The organism is Methylomagnum ishizawai (assembly GCF_900155475.1).
Classification (GTDB): domain Bacteria; phylum Pseudomonadota; class Gammaproteobacteria; order Methylococcales; family Methylococcaceae; genus Methylomagnum; species Methylomagnum ishizawai_A.
The window spans coordinates 4,466,123-4,482,766 of sequence record NZ_FXAM01000001.1 but is presented as its reverse complement, the minus strand read 5'-3'; the positions used below and the strand labels follow the sequence as shown (position 1 = coordinate 4,482,766).

The following is a 16,644-nucleotide window of genomic DNA, read 5'->3' as shown; positions in this document are numbered from 1 at the left end:
TCGGTCCCCGGGCCGCGTGCCCCATATGACGCGCCGTTCCATGCGGGCTACCTTATTCCTAAAAACTCCCGGAAGCCCACGCCATGGATAAAAATACGGTTATCGCCCAACTCGCCGCCCATCTCCAACACAGCGCCCCGGAACAAACCGGCGAATTAACCCCGGATACCCCTTTGCTCGACGATTGGTTCGCCCATTCCATGGAGGTCATCCAAATGGTGTTATTCCTGGAACAGCGCTTCGGCATCAAACTGGGCGACGCCGATATCAGCGCCGATAATTTCGAGACCCTGGACGCCCTGTCCGATTTCGTACTCGCCAAGCTCGCGGGCTAGGCATGGCCGGCCTGTTCCGCAACCGCCCCGCCAGCGCCTCCCGCCGCGCCGAAAACGCCGTCCGCCACGACCCCAAAACCGTCGCCGCCGTGCTGGCGATGCTGGCCGTCTATGGCTACCTGTTCACCCACGCCGCCACGGCGCTGGGCCTGCCTGCCCCGGAAGACTTGGCCCGTTGGCTGGGTTGGGTGCCCGAAGGTGTGTTCGACACCGACCACAATGTCGATAGCAAGTTGTGGATGTATCGAGCCGATACCGATGCGCTCGACACCGACGACCAGCGCCTGGTGCTGTTCGGCGCGGTGGCCGGTGCGTTCCTCAGCGCGTATTTCCTGCCGCTGCGGCATAAGCGGACGGCGCTGGTGCTGTGGTTCTTGCTGGCGGGGTGGGTGGTGTATGGCGGCGCGGCCTTGGCGGGCTTGCTGGCGGCGCATGGAGTGGTTTACCTGTTGTTCCATGCTTGCCCGCCGCGGTTCGGGCTTGCCATCGCCGCCGCGAGCGGCGGCCTGGGCTATTGGGCCTTGGCCGGGGGCGATGCCGGTGCCGCCCCGGCCTTGCTGGCCGGTTGGGCGGTCATGGAACTCTACCGCCACGGTTTGCCGCGCTTGGAGCGCCAGCCCCGCGCCTTGGCGGCGGCACGGATCGTCGCCATCCAATCGGCCTTGATCGTGGTCTTGCTGGGTGCGTTGGCCGAGGGTTTGGGGAGCCACGCCTGGAAACTGCCGCTGGGTATTTTGCTGTTCTTCTGGCAATGGGAACGGCTGATGCTGTACCACATCGATTATAACCAGCGGCAAGTACCGCAAGACCTGGCTTTCCGGGAGTATCTCGCCGTGTTCCTGACGCCCGCCGCCCTGCCCAATTGGCACTGGGGCGTGGCCATCGGCCAAGGGTATCGCTATCTCGATGAAACTTATCTGGCCGAGGATAAGAACAAACTGGCTTGGGAAGGCGTGAAGATCTGGGGCGTGGCTTTGCTGTATCTGGTATTTGGCGAATATTTGCGCCTGCGCTTGGTGGCGGGATTCGCGGCGCTGGGACTGGATGTCCATCAGGCCCATACCAAGCAATTGGTGTGCGATTATGTCGCGACCCACACGGCGACCACGGCTTCAGTATTGCTGACCACGCTATTGGATCAAGTGCGCTGGTTCCTGGTCTGGGCGGCGGTATTGCATTTCAAAACCGGGGTATGGCGGGTATTCGGCTATCGGATGGACCCTTATTTCGACCGGCCTTGGTTGGCGACCAACCTGGTTTCATTTTGGACGCGCTTCACTTTCCATTACCGGGAATTCCTGGTGCGGGCGTTCTTTTATCCGGTGTTTTTCCGGTTTTTCAAGCAGCATACCCGGCTGCGGATTTTCGTGGCAACGATGGCGGCGGCTTGCTTCGGCAATCTGTTTTGGGGACATGTGCCGGAAGAGTTTTTCTATAAGGGTTTGCGCTTCGAGAATTTCTGGGGCGTATTGCAGACCTGGCCTTATTTCGTCCTGTTGGGCCTGGGGATCGCGCTGACCGAACTTTATCTATTGGGCAAGCGGAGCAAGCGCAAGCCTTGGACCTGGGACGGGCGCTGGCCGCTGGATATCCTGGCGGTGTATGGCACTTTGCAATTTTATGCCTTGATCCATGTGTTCGCCCGGCCTTGCCAGGGCGGGACGCTGGCGGATTATGGGCGCTTGTTCTTGATCGGGCTGGGGCTCTCTGGATGACGGGGACCGTGTTAGCGCATCGCTCCCGGCCAGACCAACAGATACGCGGCGGCAATCCCCAGGGTGAGTAAAGTCACCGGCACGCCGACCCAGGCATGTTGTTTCCAACCGATGTGGATACCACGGCGGGCGGCGGCATCCATCACGATGATGTTGGCGATACTGCCGATGACCAGCAAATTCCCGGCGAAGGTGCTCGACAGGGCGAGGAGCGCCCCGTCCTTGGGGGCGGCGACCGGCAGCAACAGCATGATCGCCGGGACGTTGGAAACCAAGTTGCTGAGCAGGAACGTGACGCCGTACAGCACCGCCGGACGGTGCAAATCGACCCCGGAAGCCGCCAAGTCGGCGACCGCCCGTTGCGGCAGGCCGGTGCGTTCCAGGGCGGCGTTGACGATGAAAAGGCCGATGAAGAGCAATAGCACTTGCCAATCCACCAAGCCCAGCATCTGGCGCGAATGCAGCTTGCGGGACGATAGCAGCAGGCCGGCCCCGCCCAGGGCCAATAACTCCCGCGACTCCCCGGAAAATAGGAATAACACGAACAGGGTCGCCGCCACCAGCAGTCCTTTGGCGGCTTGCCACCCATCGAGCTGGGTGGGGGGGTGGGTTGCGGTTTCGAGCGGGCCGGGGCGGCTTTGCCCGGCCCACCGCCCCCGCCAGAGACCGGCGATCACCAGCCAGGTCACGATCATGGCGAGCAGCACCGGAATGGCCGCGTCTTGCAGGTAGCCGGTGAACGAAAGGCCCAACCTGCCGCCGATCAGCATGTTTTGCGGATTGCCGATCAAAGTGGCCGCCGAGCCGATATTGGCCGCGCAGGCCAGTCCCAGCAGGAACGGAACCGGGTCGAGACGGCGGTACAGACAGATGTCGATCAAGACGGGGGCGATGGAAAGGCAGACCACATCGTTGCTGAAGACGGCGGAAAGCCCCGCGACCACCGCGATCAACACGGCGAGCAGGCCCGGCGGACTGGTCCGCAGCGTCCCGAAGCGCTCGGTGATCCAGCCGTAAAAGCCGCCCAGCCGTAATTGGGCCGCCACCACCATGAAGGCAAATAGCAGGATCAAGGTCGGCATATGGATCGCCCGCCCGGCGTCCTCCAGGGTGATCGAGTCGCTGACCAGCAGGGCGATGGTGCCCAGCAGGGCGATGCCGGTCCGGTCCAACTGCAAGAACGGCAAACCCCCCAGCAACATGCCGAGGTAGACCAAGGCGAAAATCACGGCGATGGTGGTCAAGGGCAAAGCCTCGCGTGGAGTGTGATGAGGACCGGCCTGGGTGAAGAGCCGGATGGAATCCGCCGCAAACGAAAAAGGCCCACCCCCGTGATGGGGATAAGCCTTTGATGAACAGGGTGCCCCGAATACGATTGGAACGTACGACCTTCCCCTTGGGAGTTTGGGAGTCGGGTTCGACCAGCATGAGCCGTTCTAGGTATAAGGTCATTTGAAAACAATAGCTTGGGCCATTTTCCCATCTTCCGGGCCACGGGGCAACCGGCTTCCCTGTGGAGGTGAGTGGAGGGTGGTAAGAGGGTGAAAATAAGGGTAAGAATCCAAGCCCGGTTTTTGCCTTGGGCCGGAATCGCTTAGAGGCTGTTAGGGAATTCCCCGCTCAAGCTATTCGCTGAAGCATGATGCGGGTCATGGCGATGTAAATCCAGGCTGCGTCGGTCCGGGTGAGGCGCTCGTAGCATTTGCTCAGCCGTCGGGAATGGTTCAGCCAGCCCAACGCGCGTTCCATGATCCAGGGCGCGGCAGCCAGCATAGGGCCGCGAAGCCCGCCATAAAGGCTTTCCCCCGGTTTCCGGCCCCGGCTATTAAACAATTAGCCTGCCGCCTGCCCAGGGTGATCCGGTGCCCACCGCGCTTGGGTTCCGCCCGGACATCCCGCCGCCCGTTCCCCTTGTCGCGTTTCGTGCGGCGGGACCGGACAAAATGTTGAGTAAATTACATGGTATTTAGTGGAGTTAATGCCCGCCGACAGCGATGGCCACACCCCGGACCATATCTCCCAACTGTGAGGGCGGACGGCGGAAAACCCGGACCGACCAGCTCCAAATCATTGATTAATCTATGTTTCTCTAAGGAGGCCCGGCCCATATCCAGCACGGTCCCCAGGGGCGGCGACCGGCCACCCACCCGCTCCCTGGCCCGGAACCTGCGTAGCGGACCAGGGCCGGAAACGCTGCGGTCGGAACGCGAAACCCATGGGATTCCGGCAGGTGGCGGCCCATTGGCCGGACGGGACCGATCCTTCCGGGGGCGGGTCGCGGGCGGATCCAAGTTTGGAGATAAGCGACGATGATCGATATTACGGCAAGTGACGGCTTTGTTTTCTCCGCCTACCGGGCGGACCCGGCGGGTGCGCCGAAAGGCGCGGTGGTGGTGCTTCAGGAATTGTTCGGCGTGACCCGGCACATCCGGGACGTGGTGGACGCCCACGCGGCGCGGGGTTACGTCGCGGTCGCGCCCTGTTTGTTCGACCGTGCCAAGAAGGGCGTGGAACTGGGCGCGGACGAGGCCGGTGCCGCCGAGGGCTTGGCCCTGGTCCGGGGCGTGGGTTTCGGGAAAGCCATGGCCGATATCCAGGCCACGGTCGAATCCGTCGCCGCCCATGGCAAGGTGGTCTTGATCGGCTACGACTGGGGCGGGTATCTGGCCTACCATGCGGCGAACCTGGTGAAGGGGCTGGCCTGCGCCATCGGCTACTACGGCTGCGGCATCGCCGAAGACCCCGGCCCCAAGCGGCGGATACCGACCCAACTCCATTTCGGTCTGGCCGATCCCCACATCCCGGCGGCGCGGATCATCGGGTTCCGCTCGACCCGGCCCGATGTCAGGGTGTACGAATATCCGGCCGGCCATGGTTTCGCCGCCGAGGGCCGGGCGGGCTATAGCGCCGAGGCGGCCGGCTTGGCCCTGGAACGGGTGGCGACCTTGATTGCCCACACCGTCGAAGGCCCGCCCACCGTCACCCTCAAGAACGCCGGTGCCTACGCCGCGTCCGCGAACGCCAAGGCCGACAAGAAAAAGAAGAAGCCGGCCGGGGAGGACGACCTGGGGCCGCCCCTGTAAACCGTCGGCGGGGAGCGTTCGCGCTTTTCCTGTGGGTGGCGCATGGAAGGGTGGAAGCGGTCGCCGAAACCCGTCGGCCTACCAACATACCGGCCAGCCATCCCACGAGCCACCCGCTAGACCTTCTTCAGATAGCAGGCTTTCAGCATGAAATTGCCGCCCTCCATCCGGCAATCGACTTCGTGGTCGCCATCGGCCAGACGGATGCTCTTGACCTTGGTGCCCATCTTCAGGACGGTGGACGAACCCTTGACCTTCAAATCTTTGATGAGGACCACGGCATCGCCATCGGCCAGCACATTGCCGTTGGCGTCGCGGACGATCCGGCTATCGGTGGCGTCGGCGTCCTCCGGGGCGGTGGCGGACCATTCATGGCCGCAATCGGCGCAGACATAGCGGTCGCCGTCGGGGTAGGTGTTTTCAAGGGCGCATTGGGGACAGGGCGGGAAAACATTGGACATGGTGGTGGTACGGCTCGGATGAAACCACACATTATACCCGTGGGCGGGCCGCCATCCCCACGGCGGGAGCCCACGCTACGGCCCGCGATCCGCGGCGCCCAGCAGCCGGTTCAAAGTGTCGAGATCGACCGGCTTGACCAAATGGGCGTCGAAACCGGCGGCGCGGGTTTTCTCCCGGTCCTCGGGTTGGCCATAGCCGGTCAGGGCGATGATCGTTGGGCGGTCCGTGCCTGCGGATCCACGCATGGCCCGCGCCACCGCGTAGCCATCCATTCCCGGCAAGCCTATATCCAACAGCACCACCTCGGGCGGTTCGGCCAGGGCCATGGTCAGGGCGTCCGGCCCGTCATGGGCGATCCAGACCCGGTGCCCGCCGAGTCCCAGCAACAAGCCCAGGCTTTCGGCGGCGTCCTGGTTATCGTCCACGATCAGGATTTTTTTCAGCCCCGCCGGGGACGGGCCGGGGAGGGGGGCCGCCGATGGAACCGGGACGCTGTATAGCCGCCGCAGGGATACCACGAATTCGCTGCCCCGCCCCCGCCCGGCGCTGAACGCCCGCACTTCGCCGCCGTGCATCTCCACCAGGCGCCGCACCAAGGACAGGCCGATGCCCAGGCCACCCTGGGCGCGGTCCAGGCTGTGGTCGGCCTGGTAGAACAGCTCGAACAAATTGGGCAGGCAGGCCGGGTCGATGCCGCAGCCGGTGTCGCGGACCCGGATGTCCACATGGCCGGGCCGGGCTTCCAGGGCCAGGGTGATGCGCCCGCCCTCGCCGGTGTATTTGGCGGCGTTGTTGAGCAGGTTGGCGATCACCTGGGCCAGCCGGATGCGGTCGCCTTCGATCCAGATCGGCTCGCGGGGCGCGGCCAGGGAGAAACGCTGGTGGCGGGATTCGAACAGCGGGCGGCTGGTTTCCACCGCTTGCCGGGCCACCTCCTGGAGCGCCAGGGGTTCCCGCTTGAGTTCGATGCGGCCATGGTTGATGCGGGATACGTCCAGAAGGTCGTCGATCAAGCGGGTCAGATGCTCGACCTGGCGCTCGACCACTCCCCGGCACCAAGCGGCCCGCACGGGCAGGCCGTCCGTGTGGCCCATGATCTTGAGCGCGTTGCCGATGGGGGCCAGGGGATTGCGGAGTTCATGGGCCAGCATGGCGATGAATTCATCCTTGCGGCGGTCGGCCTCGCGTAGCTGCCGGGCCTGTTCGGCCAGCTTGACCTCGATCCGCTTGTATTCGGTGATGCGGCTATGGGCCACCACCGCGCCCCGGATATCCGGGCCCAAGGGAGTGACTTTCATGCTGTACCACTCCTCTTGGTCCGGGATATGGCAGGGATATTCCAGTTGGAAACAGGGTAGCGCCCCGTCCAGCACCGCCCGGATGCCGTCATGGGCTTCCAGGACGTGTTCGGAAGACGGGCCCTGGCAGGCGCGGCAGACTTCCAGGTAGTTGGTGCCGATCCCGGTGCGGGGAGCGGGCCTGCCGGGTTCGGAGCCGCGGGCCAGGGCCGAGCTATGCCAAGGCGCGTTGACTTCGACGATGACGCCGTCGCGGTCCAGCACGGCGATCTGCGCCTCCATGGAATCCAGCACCGCCCGTTTGAAATCCCGGCTTTCGCGCAGCAGCGCCTCGGTCCGCTTGAACGGGGTGATTTCCAGGACCGCCGCGCCCAGGCCGACCAGGGCCGTCTCCACCCGCAGTGGAAAATAGCCGGCCAGCCAATGCCGGGTGATGCCGGGTTCCGCCGCCGTCTCGCCGCTGAGTTCGAGATCGACCAGCGCTTCCCCGTTATCCAACACCCGTTGTAAGACCGGGGCCAAGCCCGGCCAGAGTTCCGGGAGGACCTCCGCGACGCTCCGGCCCAGATGGGCGTCGACCGGCAGGCCGTTCATATCGGCCAGGGCGGAATTGATCTGGACGTAGCGGAGTTCCAGGTCGAGGCAGGCCAGGCCGATGGGGGCGGTGGCCAGCAGGGCGTGTTTCGAGGCCAGGGCGTGTTCGGTCTGTTTATATTCATGGATATCGTCGCAGGTGCCCAACCAATGCGCGATCCCGTCCCCGGCATCGGGCAGCGGTTTGCCCACGATCCTGAACCAGCGGTAAGCGCCGTCGCGCCGCCGCAGCCGGGCCTCGACGGCATAGGGCCGGGACTCGGTCCACGCCGCCCCGAGGACCGGGCCGTCCTCGGGGTGGACCCAGGCCGACCAATCCGCGCCGGCCGGGTCGGCACCCATATAATCCCGCCCGGCGTGGTTGAAATGGACGGCACCGCCGTCCGGGTCCGCGACCCAAACGATGTGGGGTAGCTCGTCCAGCCAGGGGTTGTCGGCGAATTCCGGTGATGGGGCGGGGGGGTGGCTGGGAGGATGGGAGGCGTCTTGGGATTCCGGCTGCTTCAATATGTGCGCTCCGTGTCCGCCGGGTGCGAGGGGGGAGGGGACGAGGATACTATTCCGCTCCACCGCCCACCACCCTATTCAAGGATGGAACGGCCACATCCAGGGAATCACGATCAAGGCCACGATCCCCATCAGGAGATTCAAAGGCACGCCGAACAGCACGAAATCGCGGAACTGATAACCGCCGGGACCGTAGACCATCAGGTTGGTCTGGTAACCGATGGGCGTGGAGAAGCCCATGGAGGCGGCGACCATCACCGCGACCACGAACGGCCAGAAGCTCACGCCCAGCTTGTCGGCGATGGCGAGGGCCAGGGGGAACATCAGGACCGCCACCGAGTTGTTGCTGAGCAGTTCGGTCAGCACCACGGTGAGGAAATAGAACAGGGCCAGCGCCAGCCAGGGTTCGCCGCCCACCAGGGCCAGGAAGCCGTGCGCCACCCCCGACGCCGCCCCGCTGAGTTCCAGGGCTTTGCCGAGGCCGAACGAGGCGGCGATGGCGAGCAAGACCTGTCCGTCCAGGCTCTTGCGGGCTTCCGACACCGAACAGCAGCCGGTCAACAGCATGGCGCTCGCGCCCAGCATGGCGGCCTTCAGCATCGACAGCCATTCCAGGCTGGCGCTCGCCACCACCGCCGTCAGGATCAACCACGCCAGCGTGGCGCGTTCGTGCCGCACCGGGATGTAGTCCGACACCTGGCTGATCAGCAGGAAGTCGTTGGAATTGCGGTGGCGTTCCAGGAACGGCGGGCGGGCGTCCAGCAGCAAGGTGTCGGAGGCTTCCAGGCGGATTTGGCCGAGCTTGCCTTCCAGGCGCTGGCCGTTGCGGGCGATGGCGATGACCGAACTGCCATAGGCCATGCGGAACCGGCCTTCCTTCAAGGTCTTGCCGATCAAGGCGCAATGCGGCGAGATCACGGCCTCGACCAGGACGCGCTCGCGGTGGGTCCGGTCTTCCAGGGTGAAGGCGTGGTCCATGCTGGGCCGGAGGCCCTTGATGCGCTGCAATTCCACCACCGAATCGCCCACCCCGGCGAACACCAGCCGGTCCCCCGCCTGTAAGCGCTCGTAAGGCCCGACCGCCGCCAACACTTCCTCGCCGCGCCCGATCTCGACCAGGTACAAGCCCTGCAAATGGCGCAACCCGGCTTCCTCGATGGTTTTGCCGACCAAGGGGCCGTTGTCTTCCACCGCCATTTCCACGGTGTATTCCTTGGGATTCTCGAACACGGCGCTGGCGGGCTTGCGTTCCGGCAGGCAACGCGGGGCCAGCAACCAGATGTACAGAATGCCCAGCACCGAACAGGGAATCCCCACCCAGGCGATATCGAACAAGCCCAGATGGCCCTTGTTGCCGCTGACCAGGAGGCCGTTGACGATCAGGTTGGTGCTGGTGCCGATCAAGGTGATGGTGCCGCCGAACACCGCGGCATAGCTCAGGGGGATCAGTAACTTGGACGGCGAGACTTGCAGGCGCTTGGCCCAGGTCAACACCGCCGGCAGGAAGATCGCCACCAGGGGCGTGTTGTTCATGAAGGCGCTGACCGTGGCCACCGGCACCGTCAGCCGCAGCAATGCGCCGCGCAGGGTCTTGGGCCGCCCCAGGACGTACTGCACCAATAGGTCCACGCCGCCGGTCTCGCGGATGCCGGCCACCACCACATACATCAGGGCCACGGTGATCATGCCCTCGTTGGCGAAACCGCCCAGGGCTTGCTCGGGCGTCAACACGCCAAACATGAGCAAGGCCACCACCCCGCCCATCAGGATCAATTCCGGTGCCGCCGCCGTGGACAGCAGGAAAACCAAGCACCCCGATACCACGCCGACCGCGATCCAGGCTTGAGTACCCATCGAATTGCCCCTCCCTATTTGAACGATGATCTTGGATGATTTGAATAAGATGACGGATTTTAGGGGGATAGGCGGCAGGGTAGAAGCCGGGGCGGAGGGTTTCCGAACCCGGAACCGCCGGTAAAATTCCCGATTTTGCCATGTTTTGGGGTGCGATACCGTGAATCTACGCAAGCTGTTGGCGCTATGGGCGCTGTTCGCCGGGGTGTGGCGCTGGGGCCGCGGCAATCCCGTGGCCTTGTTGTTGGCGCTGGCCGGACTGGGGGGCTGGTATGGCTACGAAGCGCTATATGTCCGGCCACAGATGGCCTATCTGGGCCTGCCGCAAGCCACCCGTTGGGCCGATCCCATGACCTGGACGCGGGTGTTCCGCAACCAGGGCTATCTGGCGGGTTACTCGGAATTGCGCGGCGATCCTTTGTGGGTGATCTACGCCCTTTCGGCCCCGCCCGCCGACGCCCCGCACCTCAAGCGCCTCAACCGTTTCATCGCCGACGGGCGCAGCCTGACCCGTATCGGCCACGACGATTACGACAAGAGCGGCTACGACCGCGGCCACATGGCCCCGAACCATGCCATCAGCCTGCTGTATGGCCGGGCCGGCCAGCGCGATACCTTCCTGATGACCAATATCGTGCCGCAGACGGCGGCGCTGAACGAACGGGTGTGGGAACGGCTGGAAGAAATGGAACTGGACCGGCTGGCCCCGCGCCTCGGCAAGCTGTGGGTCGTCACCGGGCCGGTGTTCGAGGGCGGCACCGAACGGCTCAAATCGGCGTTCCGGGTCGAGGTGCCGGATGCCTGCTACAAGATTTACGCGGCCCAGGGCGCGGACGGCGCGCCCCGGTTCCTGGCCGTGGTGGTGCCGCAGACGGTGCGGGGCAACGAGTCGCTGGATCGTTTCGTGGTGACGGTGGACGAGGTGGAGCGCCGTACCGGCTTCGATTTTTTCCCCGGACTCGATCCCAAGCTCGAACCCGCGGCGGAAGGCAAGATCGATCCGGTGTTCTGGCAGGTGGGGGAATGGGCGGCGGTGGCCGGGCGCTACGGCGACAGGAAGGGCAAATTCACGGGGAGGGAGTGAGGCGCCGGGCGGATGGCCCGTCCGGCGCGGGGGCCTAGGGCGCGGCCTTCAGGTGGGTGACGGCTTCCTCGGCGGCTTTGCCCGCGAGGTCGGCATGGCCCATCTTGCCATGTTCGATAGCGCTGTCGAGGCTCTTGTCGGCGGCTTCGAAATGCGGGCTGGCTTTCTCCTTCTCGGCGGCCTCGACATGGGGTTTGGCGGCTTCGGCGTGGGTGACCACGGCCGGGGCATCGCCTTTCTTGCCGCTTTCGGCGGCGGCCTCGGCGTGTTTCAGGGCTTCGGCCTTGTGGTTCTCGGCGGCGATGGCTGGGTTCAGGGCCAGCAGCGCGGCCAGGACGCCGACCTTCAGACTGAACAGGTTGATTCCACGCATAGCATCCTCCATTGGGATTATTGGTATTGCCCCGTGGTGCGGGGTGGGTGTGCGACCCTTATGGGCTGGGTCGGCTCGCCGGGGACCGGGTCCGGTCGCCTGGCAAGTGAGCCTTAGACCGGCCTCCAGCCCGGTTGCTGCATCCCGCGTCCAAAAACCTGGGACCGGGCTATTGGGCGGCTTTGAGGTGGGTGACGGCTTCGTGGGCGGCGGCTCTGGCTTCTTCGCCTCCGCCGTATTCGCCCTGGCGGATGGCTTGGTTCAGGCTGTCCAGCGCGGCCTTGAGGTGGGGATTGTCGGGACTTTGGCCCAGCGCCGCCTCGACTTCGGTTTTCGCCAGTTGCGCGTGCTGGGCGACTACGCTGGCATCGCCTTTCTTGCCGCTTCTAGCGGCTTCCTTGGCGTGTTTGAGGGCCGCCTGGATGTGTTGTTTGCCGGTTTCCGGCGATTTCCCGGCTTCCGGCGCGGCTTCGGCCTGGGCGGGCGAGGCGGGGAGGAGGGTCGGGGTAGCGACCAGCGCGGCGGCGAACGCCGCCCATAATCCGGCTGCGGTCCTGGTGGGCATGGTGGTGGCTCCTTGCTGAGTGCGGGGGAAGGTGGCGCGGATTATGGGCGGGTGGATAGGGGGCGTCTCTACGGATGATTACTGCGCCCGGCTCTCCACCATGATGCAGCGCCGGGCCACGTATGCGAAGCCGTGCGCGTCCAAGAACCCCAGGATCGCCGCGTCCTCGGCCCCCGGTTGTAACCACACCCGTTGCAGCCCAAGCGCCAGGCATTCGCGCAACACCGCGAGGCCGATGGTGGGCGGAACCACCAGGTTCACCCAATCCGGTTTCTCGGGCAAATCACCGAGCTTGGCATAGGTCGGGTCGCCGTCCACCGTGGCGCGGCGTGGATTGACGGGATAAACCCGGTAGCCCTTGCGCTTAAGGTCGCGGTAGATGGCCGCGCCGAATTTGCCGGGATCGTCGGTCGCGCCGACCAGGGCGATGCGGAGGCCGGGGGTGTCGAGGTGTCCGATCAAGTCCATGGAATCTCCCCGGGGTCAGGGTTTGCCGCCGAACCGGGCCAGGAAGGCCGGGGCTTCCGGCGCGGGGAGCTTCACGGTCAAATCCACCCGCGCCCCGAAGTCCTTGGCCAGGATTTCCCCGCCCGCCTTGCCCAGGGCGTAGGTCAGCGGTTGAAGGTCGGGATAGGCGATGCTCAGGCGGATGTGGGTGTATTCGACATAGGGGATGAGCCGGGCGGCTTCCAAGGCCAGTTTCGCGGTGCCGCCATAGGCCCGCACCAAGCCGCCCGCTCCCAGCTTGATCCCGCCGAAATAGCGGATCACCGCCACCACGGCGTTCACCACGGCGAAGCCTTCCAGATGGGCCAGGATCGGCCGTCCCGCCGTGCCGCCGGGTTCGCCCGCGTCGGTGCAATAGGTGGCGAGCCCCTGCCCGGTCTGGATGCGGTAGGCGAAGGCCAGATGATGGGCGTCGGCGTGTTGGCGGGCGACCTGGGACAGCCGCGCCCGCAGTTCGCGCTCGTCGGCGCAGGGCAGGGCGAAGCCGATGAAGCGGGAATGGTTGACGGTGTGGTGGACTTCGGAGCTTTGTTCGATCAACAGCATGGCAGGCCGGGCCGTGGGGCGTGGAGCGGGGACCGCCATCATAGGGCAAGGCCCGCGCTTCCGGTAAACTGTCGGATAGAGCGCGACGGCGCTCGGACACGAGGTAAGTATGCATGGGGAATTCGGTGGCGGCGCTGGCCTTGCGCGAGGTATTGGACGCGGCTCCCTGCGGGGCCGTGATCGTCGAAGCCGGGCGGATCGCCTGGGCGAACCGGCGCTGGGCGGCTTGGTGCGGCGGTGAACCTGTGGCGCTGGTCGGGCTGGATTGGACGGCACCCCCGGTCGCGGCTTGGTTCGGCGCGGCCACCGAAGGCACGCTTGAGACGGTGGCCGGAGCCATCCATTGGCGGCGTACCCAGACGCCCTTGGCGGCGGGCGGCACCGCCTATTTCTTCGAGGACATGGGCGCGGAGGCGCGGCTGGCCCAGGAACGCGACCAATACCGCGCCCTGGCCCAGAGCCTCGAAACCCGCGATCCCGCAACCGGCGTCCTCAACCTCCGGGCCATCCTACAGGCGCTGGAAAATCAAATGGGCCGCAGCCGCCGCTACGGCAATCCGCTGGCGGCGATTCTCTTGCGCGTCCTGCCGCCGGACGGCGAACCCGATCCCGAAGCGCTCAAGCGCGTCGCCCAGGAATTGAACGCCGAACTGCGCTGGGCCGACCAGATTGGCCGTTTCGACGCCAACTCGTTCCTAGTGGTGCTGCCGGAAACCCGGTTGGCCGCCGCCGAGGCGCTGGCCGCCAAGCTCGGGGCGGAACGGGCGGCGCGGGTCCGGGCCGGGGGCGGGTCCATCGCGGTGTCCGCCACCGATTGGCGCACCGGCGACGACGCCCGCAAGCTCCTGCGGCGGTTGTTGCCCACCCCGCCCCAGCGCTGAGGCCGGGGCATGTCCGGTCCCGACGCCCGTCCCATCCATCTTGGCGTTCCCGGCGAGGACATCGACCGCCGCGACCTCGCCACCGTGGTGCGCCGCTTCAAGAACCTGCACCGTCTGCAAGCCCAGCATATCCAGGAATGCCAGACCCTCCGCCAGCGCGAATTCCTCGACCTCCTGCCCTTGCTGTTCCATTGCAACCATCCCAACCTGCCGGGTTTCGTCAGCCTCGACACCCCGGCCGGACTCCCGGATTATCAACCGGGCCGTGCCACTTTGCGCTGCGCCGCCCGGCTCTCCAAAAGCTTCGAGACCCGTAGCCGCGCCCTGCGCCCGGAATATCCCATCGACGCCCTCTACCTCATGGGCAGTGTCGGCAGCATCGCCTATTCCCGCAAAAGCGACCTCGATATCTGGCTGTGCCACCGGCCCGGCCTGGCCGCATCCGGCTTGGAAGAACTGCACCGCAAGGCGGCGGGGATCGAGCAATGGGCCGCGTCCCTGGGCTTGGAAGCCCATATCTTCTTCATCGACAGCGAACTGTTCCGGCAAGGCCAGGGCACGCCGGTCTCGACCGAGAGCTGCGGCAGCGTGCAGCGTCATTTGCTGTTGGAGGAGTTCTACCGCACCAGCGTGTGGCTGGCGGGCCGGATTCCGGGCTGGTGGCTGGTGCCGCCGGAGCAAGAGGACCGCCATGACGAATACCTCCGCCATTTGATCGACAACCGCTTCGTCAACGCCGACGATTTGATCGATTTCGGCGGGCTGGAACAGGTGCGGGCCGAGGAATTCCTGGGCGGGGCGCTGTGGCATTTGAACAAGGCCATCGCCTCCCCGCACAAATCCCTGCTTAAACTGCTGCTGATGGAGAGCTACAGCGCCGAATACCCGCGCATCGAATGGCTTTGCACCCGCTTGAAGGCGGCTTTGTACCAGGACCGTACCGATAGCGAGGAACTCGATTCCTATCTCCTGATGTACCGCAAGGTCGAGCGCTACCTGCTCGGGCGCGGCGAAAGCGCCCGGCTGGAATTGGCCCGCCAAAGCTTCTACCTCAAGATCAACGGGCTGATGGCGGCGGTGACGGCGGCTCCCGCCGAGAAGGCGCGGCGGCGCGAAGTCCTGGCCCGGATGGTGCGCGATTGGGGTTGGACCCCCGCCCGGCTCAAAGCCATCGAACAGCGCCGCCGTTGGCGCGTCGTGGCGGCCTTGGAAGAACAGAAAGCCATCGCCGGCGAACTGCGCCTGAGCTATGAAGGGATGCGCCGGTTCGCCTTGCTGCATTCGGGCGGACGGGCCTTGGTGGGCGAGGAAATCATCCGGCTGGGGCGGCGCATGGCCGCCGCGCTGGAACGCAAGCCGGGTAAGATCGACACGCTCTGCCTGGACGGCGGTGACCATATCGAGCCGGAGGACTACGCCTTGCAAGAAATCCGGCTGGCCGATGGTGAACCGGGCTGGGCGCTATCGCTGCGGCGTACGGGCGCCGCCGCCGCGCCGCCCATCCTCCGCAAAACCCGGAGCCTCCTGGAAAACCTCACCTGGCTGGTGCATAACGGCCTGTACCGCCCATCGATGAATCCGTTCCTGGAAACCCAGAACAGCGTATTCGGCCCTGCGGAGCTGAGGCAGGTATGCGACGCCCTGGCCGGGGTATTCAAGGCGCAACGGGCGGAATCGGAAACCCTGGACGAATACACCCGCCCCCCCCGCGCCGTGGCCGTGGCCTTGTTCATCAACCTGGGCGTGGATGCCGAGGCCCAGCGCCGCGATAACCTGCGGCCTGCCAGCAACCGCTACGACGCCCTGAGCTATGGCTATGAGCGGGCCAACCTGATCGACCGGGTCGATGCCTTGATCCTGACTTCCTGGCGCGAAATCCTGGTCCATCAATACCTGGGCTTGAGCGGGCTGTTTGCCTGCTTGGCCGAACTGGTCGGCGAATCCGGCGGGGCCGCCCCGGAATTCCACGGTTTTTGCTTTTCCACCACCCGCGCCCGCACCATCGCGGGCCGGGTCGAAACCTTGTACCGCGACCTGCGGGCGGCGTTCGGCACGGGCGCGGCGCGTTACCTGGTACGGGGCGGGCGCTCTTATTTCTTGTTCGAGCGCCTGCCTTTGGGAGTGGAGTTCCGGGAGATTCCCGACGAGGACCGGCTTTATACCGAGCTGGCCGAGCCCAGGGCGGCCTTCGCGCCCTTGAGCTTCGATCCGGCCCTGGCGGGCGATGGGCCGGACCCTTTGCCCGCGCTCTACCGGCGCAACAAGCCGGGGGCGGTCCAGGTATTCTGCCTGGTGGAGGCGGCGCAGGTGCGGGTGTTCGTCCTGGACGAGCGCGGCTCCTTGTTCCATCGGGTCCACGAACCTTTGGGACCGTCGGTGGTGCTGGGACCGTATGCGGTGTTCCTGGAAGCGGTGGCGCAGCGTTATGTGCTGGCGGCGGCGGGGATCGAGTATTACCTGGTCGAGCGCGATGGCGCGGGGGAATATGCCGTGCGGCCCGCCGGGTTCCCGCCGGGGGCGGTCGGCAAAAAGATCGAGGTGCGGGTGTTCGCCCAGGAGATCGGGCCGGGGCGGGCGGCGTATACCATCGCCTGCGACGACCGGGAGTTTTCGTCCATGGAGAGCGGGCGGGATGTGTTCGCGGCGGCGGCAGAACACATCCTGGCCTTGCGCCGGAGCGGGCTGCGCTATCCGATCTATATCAGCGATATCGACCTGCCCTTGTCGATCCTGGGGGTCGAGACGGCGGAGCAGCTCCAGACCGTACATTTCCTGTTGTACAAGCGCAAGATCGAGCAGCGCTTGAACCAGCCCAGGCCGTAGCTCGGGCGCTAAAAAAA

15 protein-coding genes are annotated in these 16,644 nt (G+C 65.5%); 6 read left to right on the top strand and 9 right to left on the bottom strand.

The genetic code is table 11. The features are described 5' to 3' along the window. Nucleotides 1–83 precede the first annotated feature (83 nt). Both B9N93_RS20200 and B9N93_RS20195 read left to right on the top strand, forming a co-directional pair. Nucleotides 84–335 (top strand): acyl carrier protein, encoded by a 252-nt coding sequence (locus B9N93_RS20200; RefSeq protein ID WP_085216003.1) that lies wholly within the window; start codon nucleotides 84–86, stop codon nucleotides 333–335. A 2-nt stretch (nucleotides 336–337) separates the two neighbouring features. Further along, on the top strand, nucleotides 338–2,050 hold the full coding sequence (locus B9N93_RS20195; protein WP_085216002.1) for a hypothetical protein: 1,713 nt from the start codon (nucleotides 338–340) through the stop codon (nucleotides 2,048–2,050). 11 nt (nucleotides 2,051–2,061) lie between these two features. Here the strand turns inward: B9N93_RS20195 and B9N93_RS20190 are convergent, their stop codons facing one another. Next, a complete protein-coding gene (locus B9N93_RS20190; protein WP_217807325.1) occupies nucleotides 2,062–3,294 on the bottom strand; it encodes an anion transporter in 1,233 nt (410 codons plus the stop codon). Nucleotides 3,295–3,670: 376 nt separating this feature from the next. Next, nucleotides 3,671–3,823: a transposase gene (locus B9N93_RS26880; RefSeq protein WP_085216001.1), complete on the bottom strand. Its 153-nt coding sequence runs from the start codon at nucleotides 3,821–3,823 to the stop codon at nucleotides 3,671–3,673. Between the two features lie 536 nt (nucleotides 3,824–4,359). On the opposite strand from B9N93_RS26880, the gene B9N93_RS20180 reads away from it, so the two are divergent. Next, nucleotides 4,360–5,133, top strand: a complete 774-nt coding sequence (locus tag B9N93_RS20180; RefSeq protein WP_085216000.1) for a dienelactone hydrolase family protein — start codon at nucleotides 4,360–4,362, stop codon at nucleotides 5,131–5,133. 116 nt (nucleotides 5,134–5,249) lie between these two features. Here B9N93_RS20180 and B9N93_RS20175 read toward each other — a convergent pair whose 3' ends face one another. The 3 genes from B9N93_RS20175 to B9N93_RS20165 all read right to left on the bottom strand — a co-directional run bounded on the left by B9N93_RS20175 (nucleotide 5,250) and on the right by B9N93_RS20165 (nucleotide 9,848). Beyond that, the gene (locus B9N93_RS20175) at nucleotides 5,250–5,594 is read right to left on the bottom strand and encodes a zinc ribbon domain-containing protein YjdM (protein ID WP_085215999.1); all 345 of its coding nucleotides are present in this window, start codon (nucleotides 5,592–5,594) and stop codon (nucleotides 5,250–5,252) included. Nucleotides 5,595–5,669: 75 nt separating this feature from the next. After that, nucleotides 5,670–7,994 carry a hybrid sensor histidine kinase/response regulator gene (locus tag B9N93_RS20170; RefSeq protein ID WP_125469085.1) on the bottom strand — a complete coding sequence of 775 codons (2,325 nt, stop codon included), beginning with the start codon at nucleotides 7,992–7,994 and terminating at the stop codon, nucleotides 5,670–5,672. 78 nt (nucleotides 7,995–8,072) lie between these two features. Beyond that, nucleotides 8,073–9,848 carry an SLC13 family permease gene (locus B9N93_RS20165; protein WP_085215997.1) on the bottom strand — a complete coding sequence of 592 codons (1,776 nt, stop codon included), beginning with the start codon at nucleotides 9,846–9,848 and terminating at the stop codon, nucleotides 8,073–8,075. A 160-nt stretch (nucleotides 9,849–10,008) separates the two neighbouring features. Between B9N93_RS20165 and B9N93_RS20160 the strand changes: the two genes are divergently transcribed. After that, a complete protein-coding gene (locus B9N93_RS20160) occupies nucleotides 10,009–10,932 on the top strand; it encodes a DNA/RNA non-specific endonuclease (protein WP_085216354.1) in 924 nt (307 codons plus the stop codon). Nucleotides 10,933–10,966: 34 nt separating this feature from the next. On the opposite strand, the gene smbP (B9N93_RS20155) is transcribed toward B9N93_RS20160, so the two are convergent. From smbP (B9N93_RS20155) to B9N93_RS20140, 4 genes are all read right to left on the bottom strand, one after another. Next, on the bottom strand, nucleotides 10,967–11,305 hold the full coding sequence (gene smbP, locus B9N93_RS20155) for a small metal-binding protein SmbP (protein WP_125469084.1): 339 nt from the start codon (nucleotides 11,303–11,305) through the stop codon (nucleotides 10,967–10,969). Between the two features lie 169 nt (nucleotides 11,306–11,474). Next, nucleotides 11,475–11,870, bottom strand: a complete 396-nt coding sequence (gene smbP, locus B9N93_RS20150; RefSeq protein ID WP_085215995.1) for a small metal-binding protein SmbP — start codon at nucleotides 11,868–11,870, stop codon at nucleotides 11,475–11,477. A gap of 78 nt (nucleotides 11,871–11,948) precedes the next feature. Further along, nucleotides 11,949–12,338, bottom strand: a complete 390-nt coding sequence (locus B9N93_RS20145; RefSeq protein WP_085215994.1) for a CoA-binding protein — start codon at nucleotides 12,336–12,338, stop codon at nucleotides 11,949–11,951. A gap of 15 nt (nucleotides 12,339–12,353) precedes the next feature. Beyond that, on the bottom strand, nucleotides 12,354–12,923 hold the full coding sequence (locus B9N93_RS20140) for an IMPACT family protein (RefSeq protein ID WP_085215993.1): 570 nt from the start codon (nucleotides 12,921–12,923) through the stop codon (nucleotides 12,354–12,356). Between the two features lie 113 nt (nucleotides 12,924–13,036). Here B9N93_RS20140 and B9N93_RS20135 point away from each other — a divergent pair, with 113 nt between their 5' ends. Beyond that, a complete protein-coding gene (locus tag B9N93_RS20135) occupies nucleotides 13,037–13,804 on the top strand; it encodes a GGDEF domain-containing protein (RefSeq protein WP_085215992.1) in 768 nt (255 codons plus the stop codon). Between the two features lie 9 nt (nucleotides 13,805–13,813). Next, a complete protein-coding gene (locus B9N93_RS20130; RefSeq protein WP_085215991.1) occupies nucleotides 13,814–16,627 on the top strand; it encodes a class I adenylate cyclase in 2,814 nt (937 codons plus the stop codon). Nucleotides 16,628–16,644 lie beyond the last annotated feature (17 nt).

Bases quoted from the DNA above. Each gene is read 5' to 3' on its own strand.
- B9N93_RS20200 (WP_085216003.1), top strand. From the start codon at position 84: ATGGATAAAAATACGGTTATCGCCCAACTCGCCGCCCATCTCCAACAC.
- B9N93_RS20195 (WP_085216002.1), top strand. From the start codon at position 338: ATGGCCGGCCTGTTCCGCAACCGCCCCGCCAGCGCCTCCCGCCGCGCC.
- B9N93_RS26880 (WP_085216001.1), bottom strand. From the start codon at position 3,823: ATGCTGGCTGCCGCGCCCTGGATCATGGAACGCGCGTTGGGCTGGCTG.
- B9N93_RS20180 (WP_085216000.1), top strand. From the start codon at position 4,360: ATGATCGATATTACGGCAAGTGACGGCTTTGTTTTCTCCGCCTACCGG.
- B9N93_RS20175 (WP_085215999.1), bottom strand. From the start codon at position 5,594: ATGTCCAATGTTTTCCCGCCCTGTCCCCAATGCGCCCTTGAAAACACC.
- B9N93_RS20165 (WP_085215997.1), bottom strand. From the start codon at position 9,848: ATGGGTACTCAAGCCTGGATCGCGGTCGGCGTGGTATCGGGGTGCTTG.
- smbP (WP_125469084.1), bottom strand. From the start codon at position 11,305: ATGCGTGGAATCAACCTGTTCAGTCTGAAGGTCGGCGTCCTGGCCGCG.
- smbP (WP_085215995.1), bottom strand. From the start codon at position 11,870: ATGCCCACCAGGACCGCAGCCGGATTATGGGCGGCGTTCGCCGCCGCG.
- B9N93_RS20145 (WP_085215994.1), bottom strand. From the start codon at position 12,338: ATGGACTTGATCGGACACCTCGACACCCCCGGCCTCCGCATCGCCCTG.
- B9N93_RS20140 (WP_085215993.1), bottom strand. From the start codon at position 12,923: ATGCTGTTGATCGAACAAAGCTCCGAAGTCCACCACACCGTCAACCAT.
- B9N93_RS20135 (WP_085215992.1), top strand. From the start codon at position 13,037: ATGGGGAATTCGGTGGCGGCGCTGGCCTTGCGCGAGGTATTGGACGCG.
- B9N93_RS20130 (WP_085215991.1), top strand. From the start codon at position 13,814: ATGTCCGGTCCCGACGCCCGTCCCATCCATCTTGGCGTTCCCGGCGAG.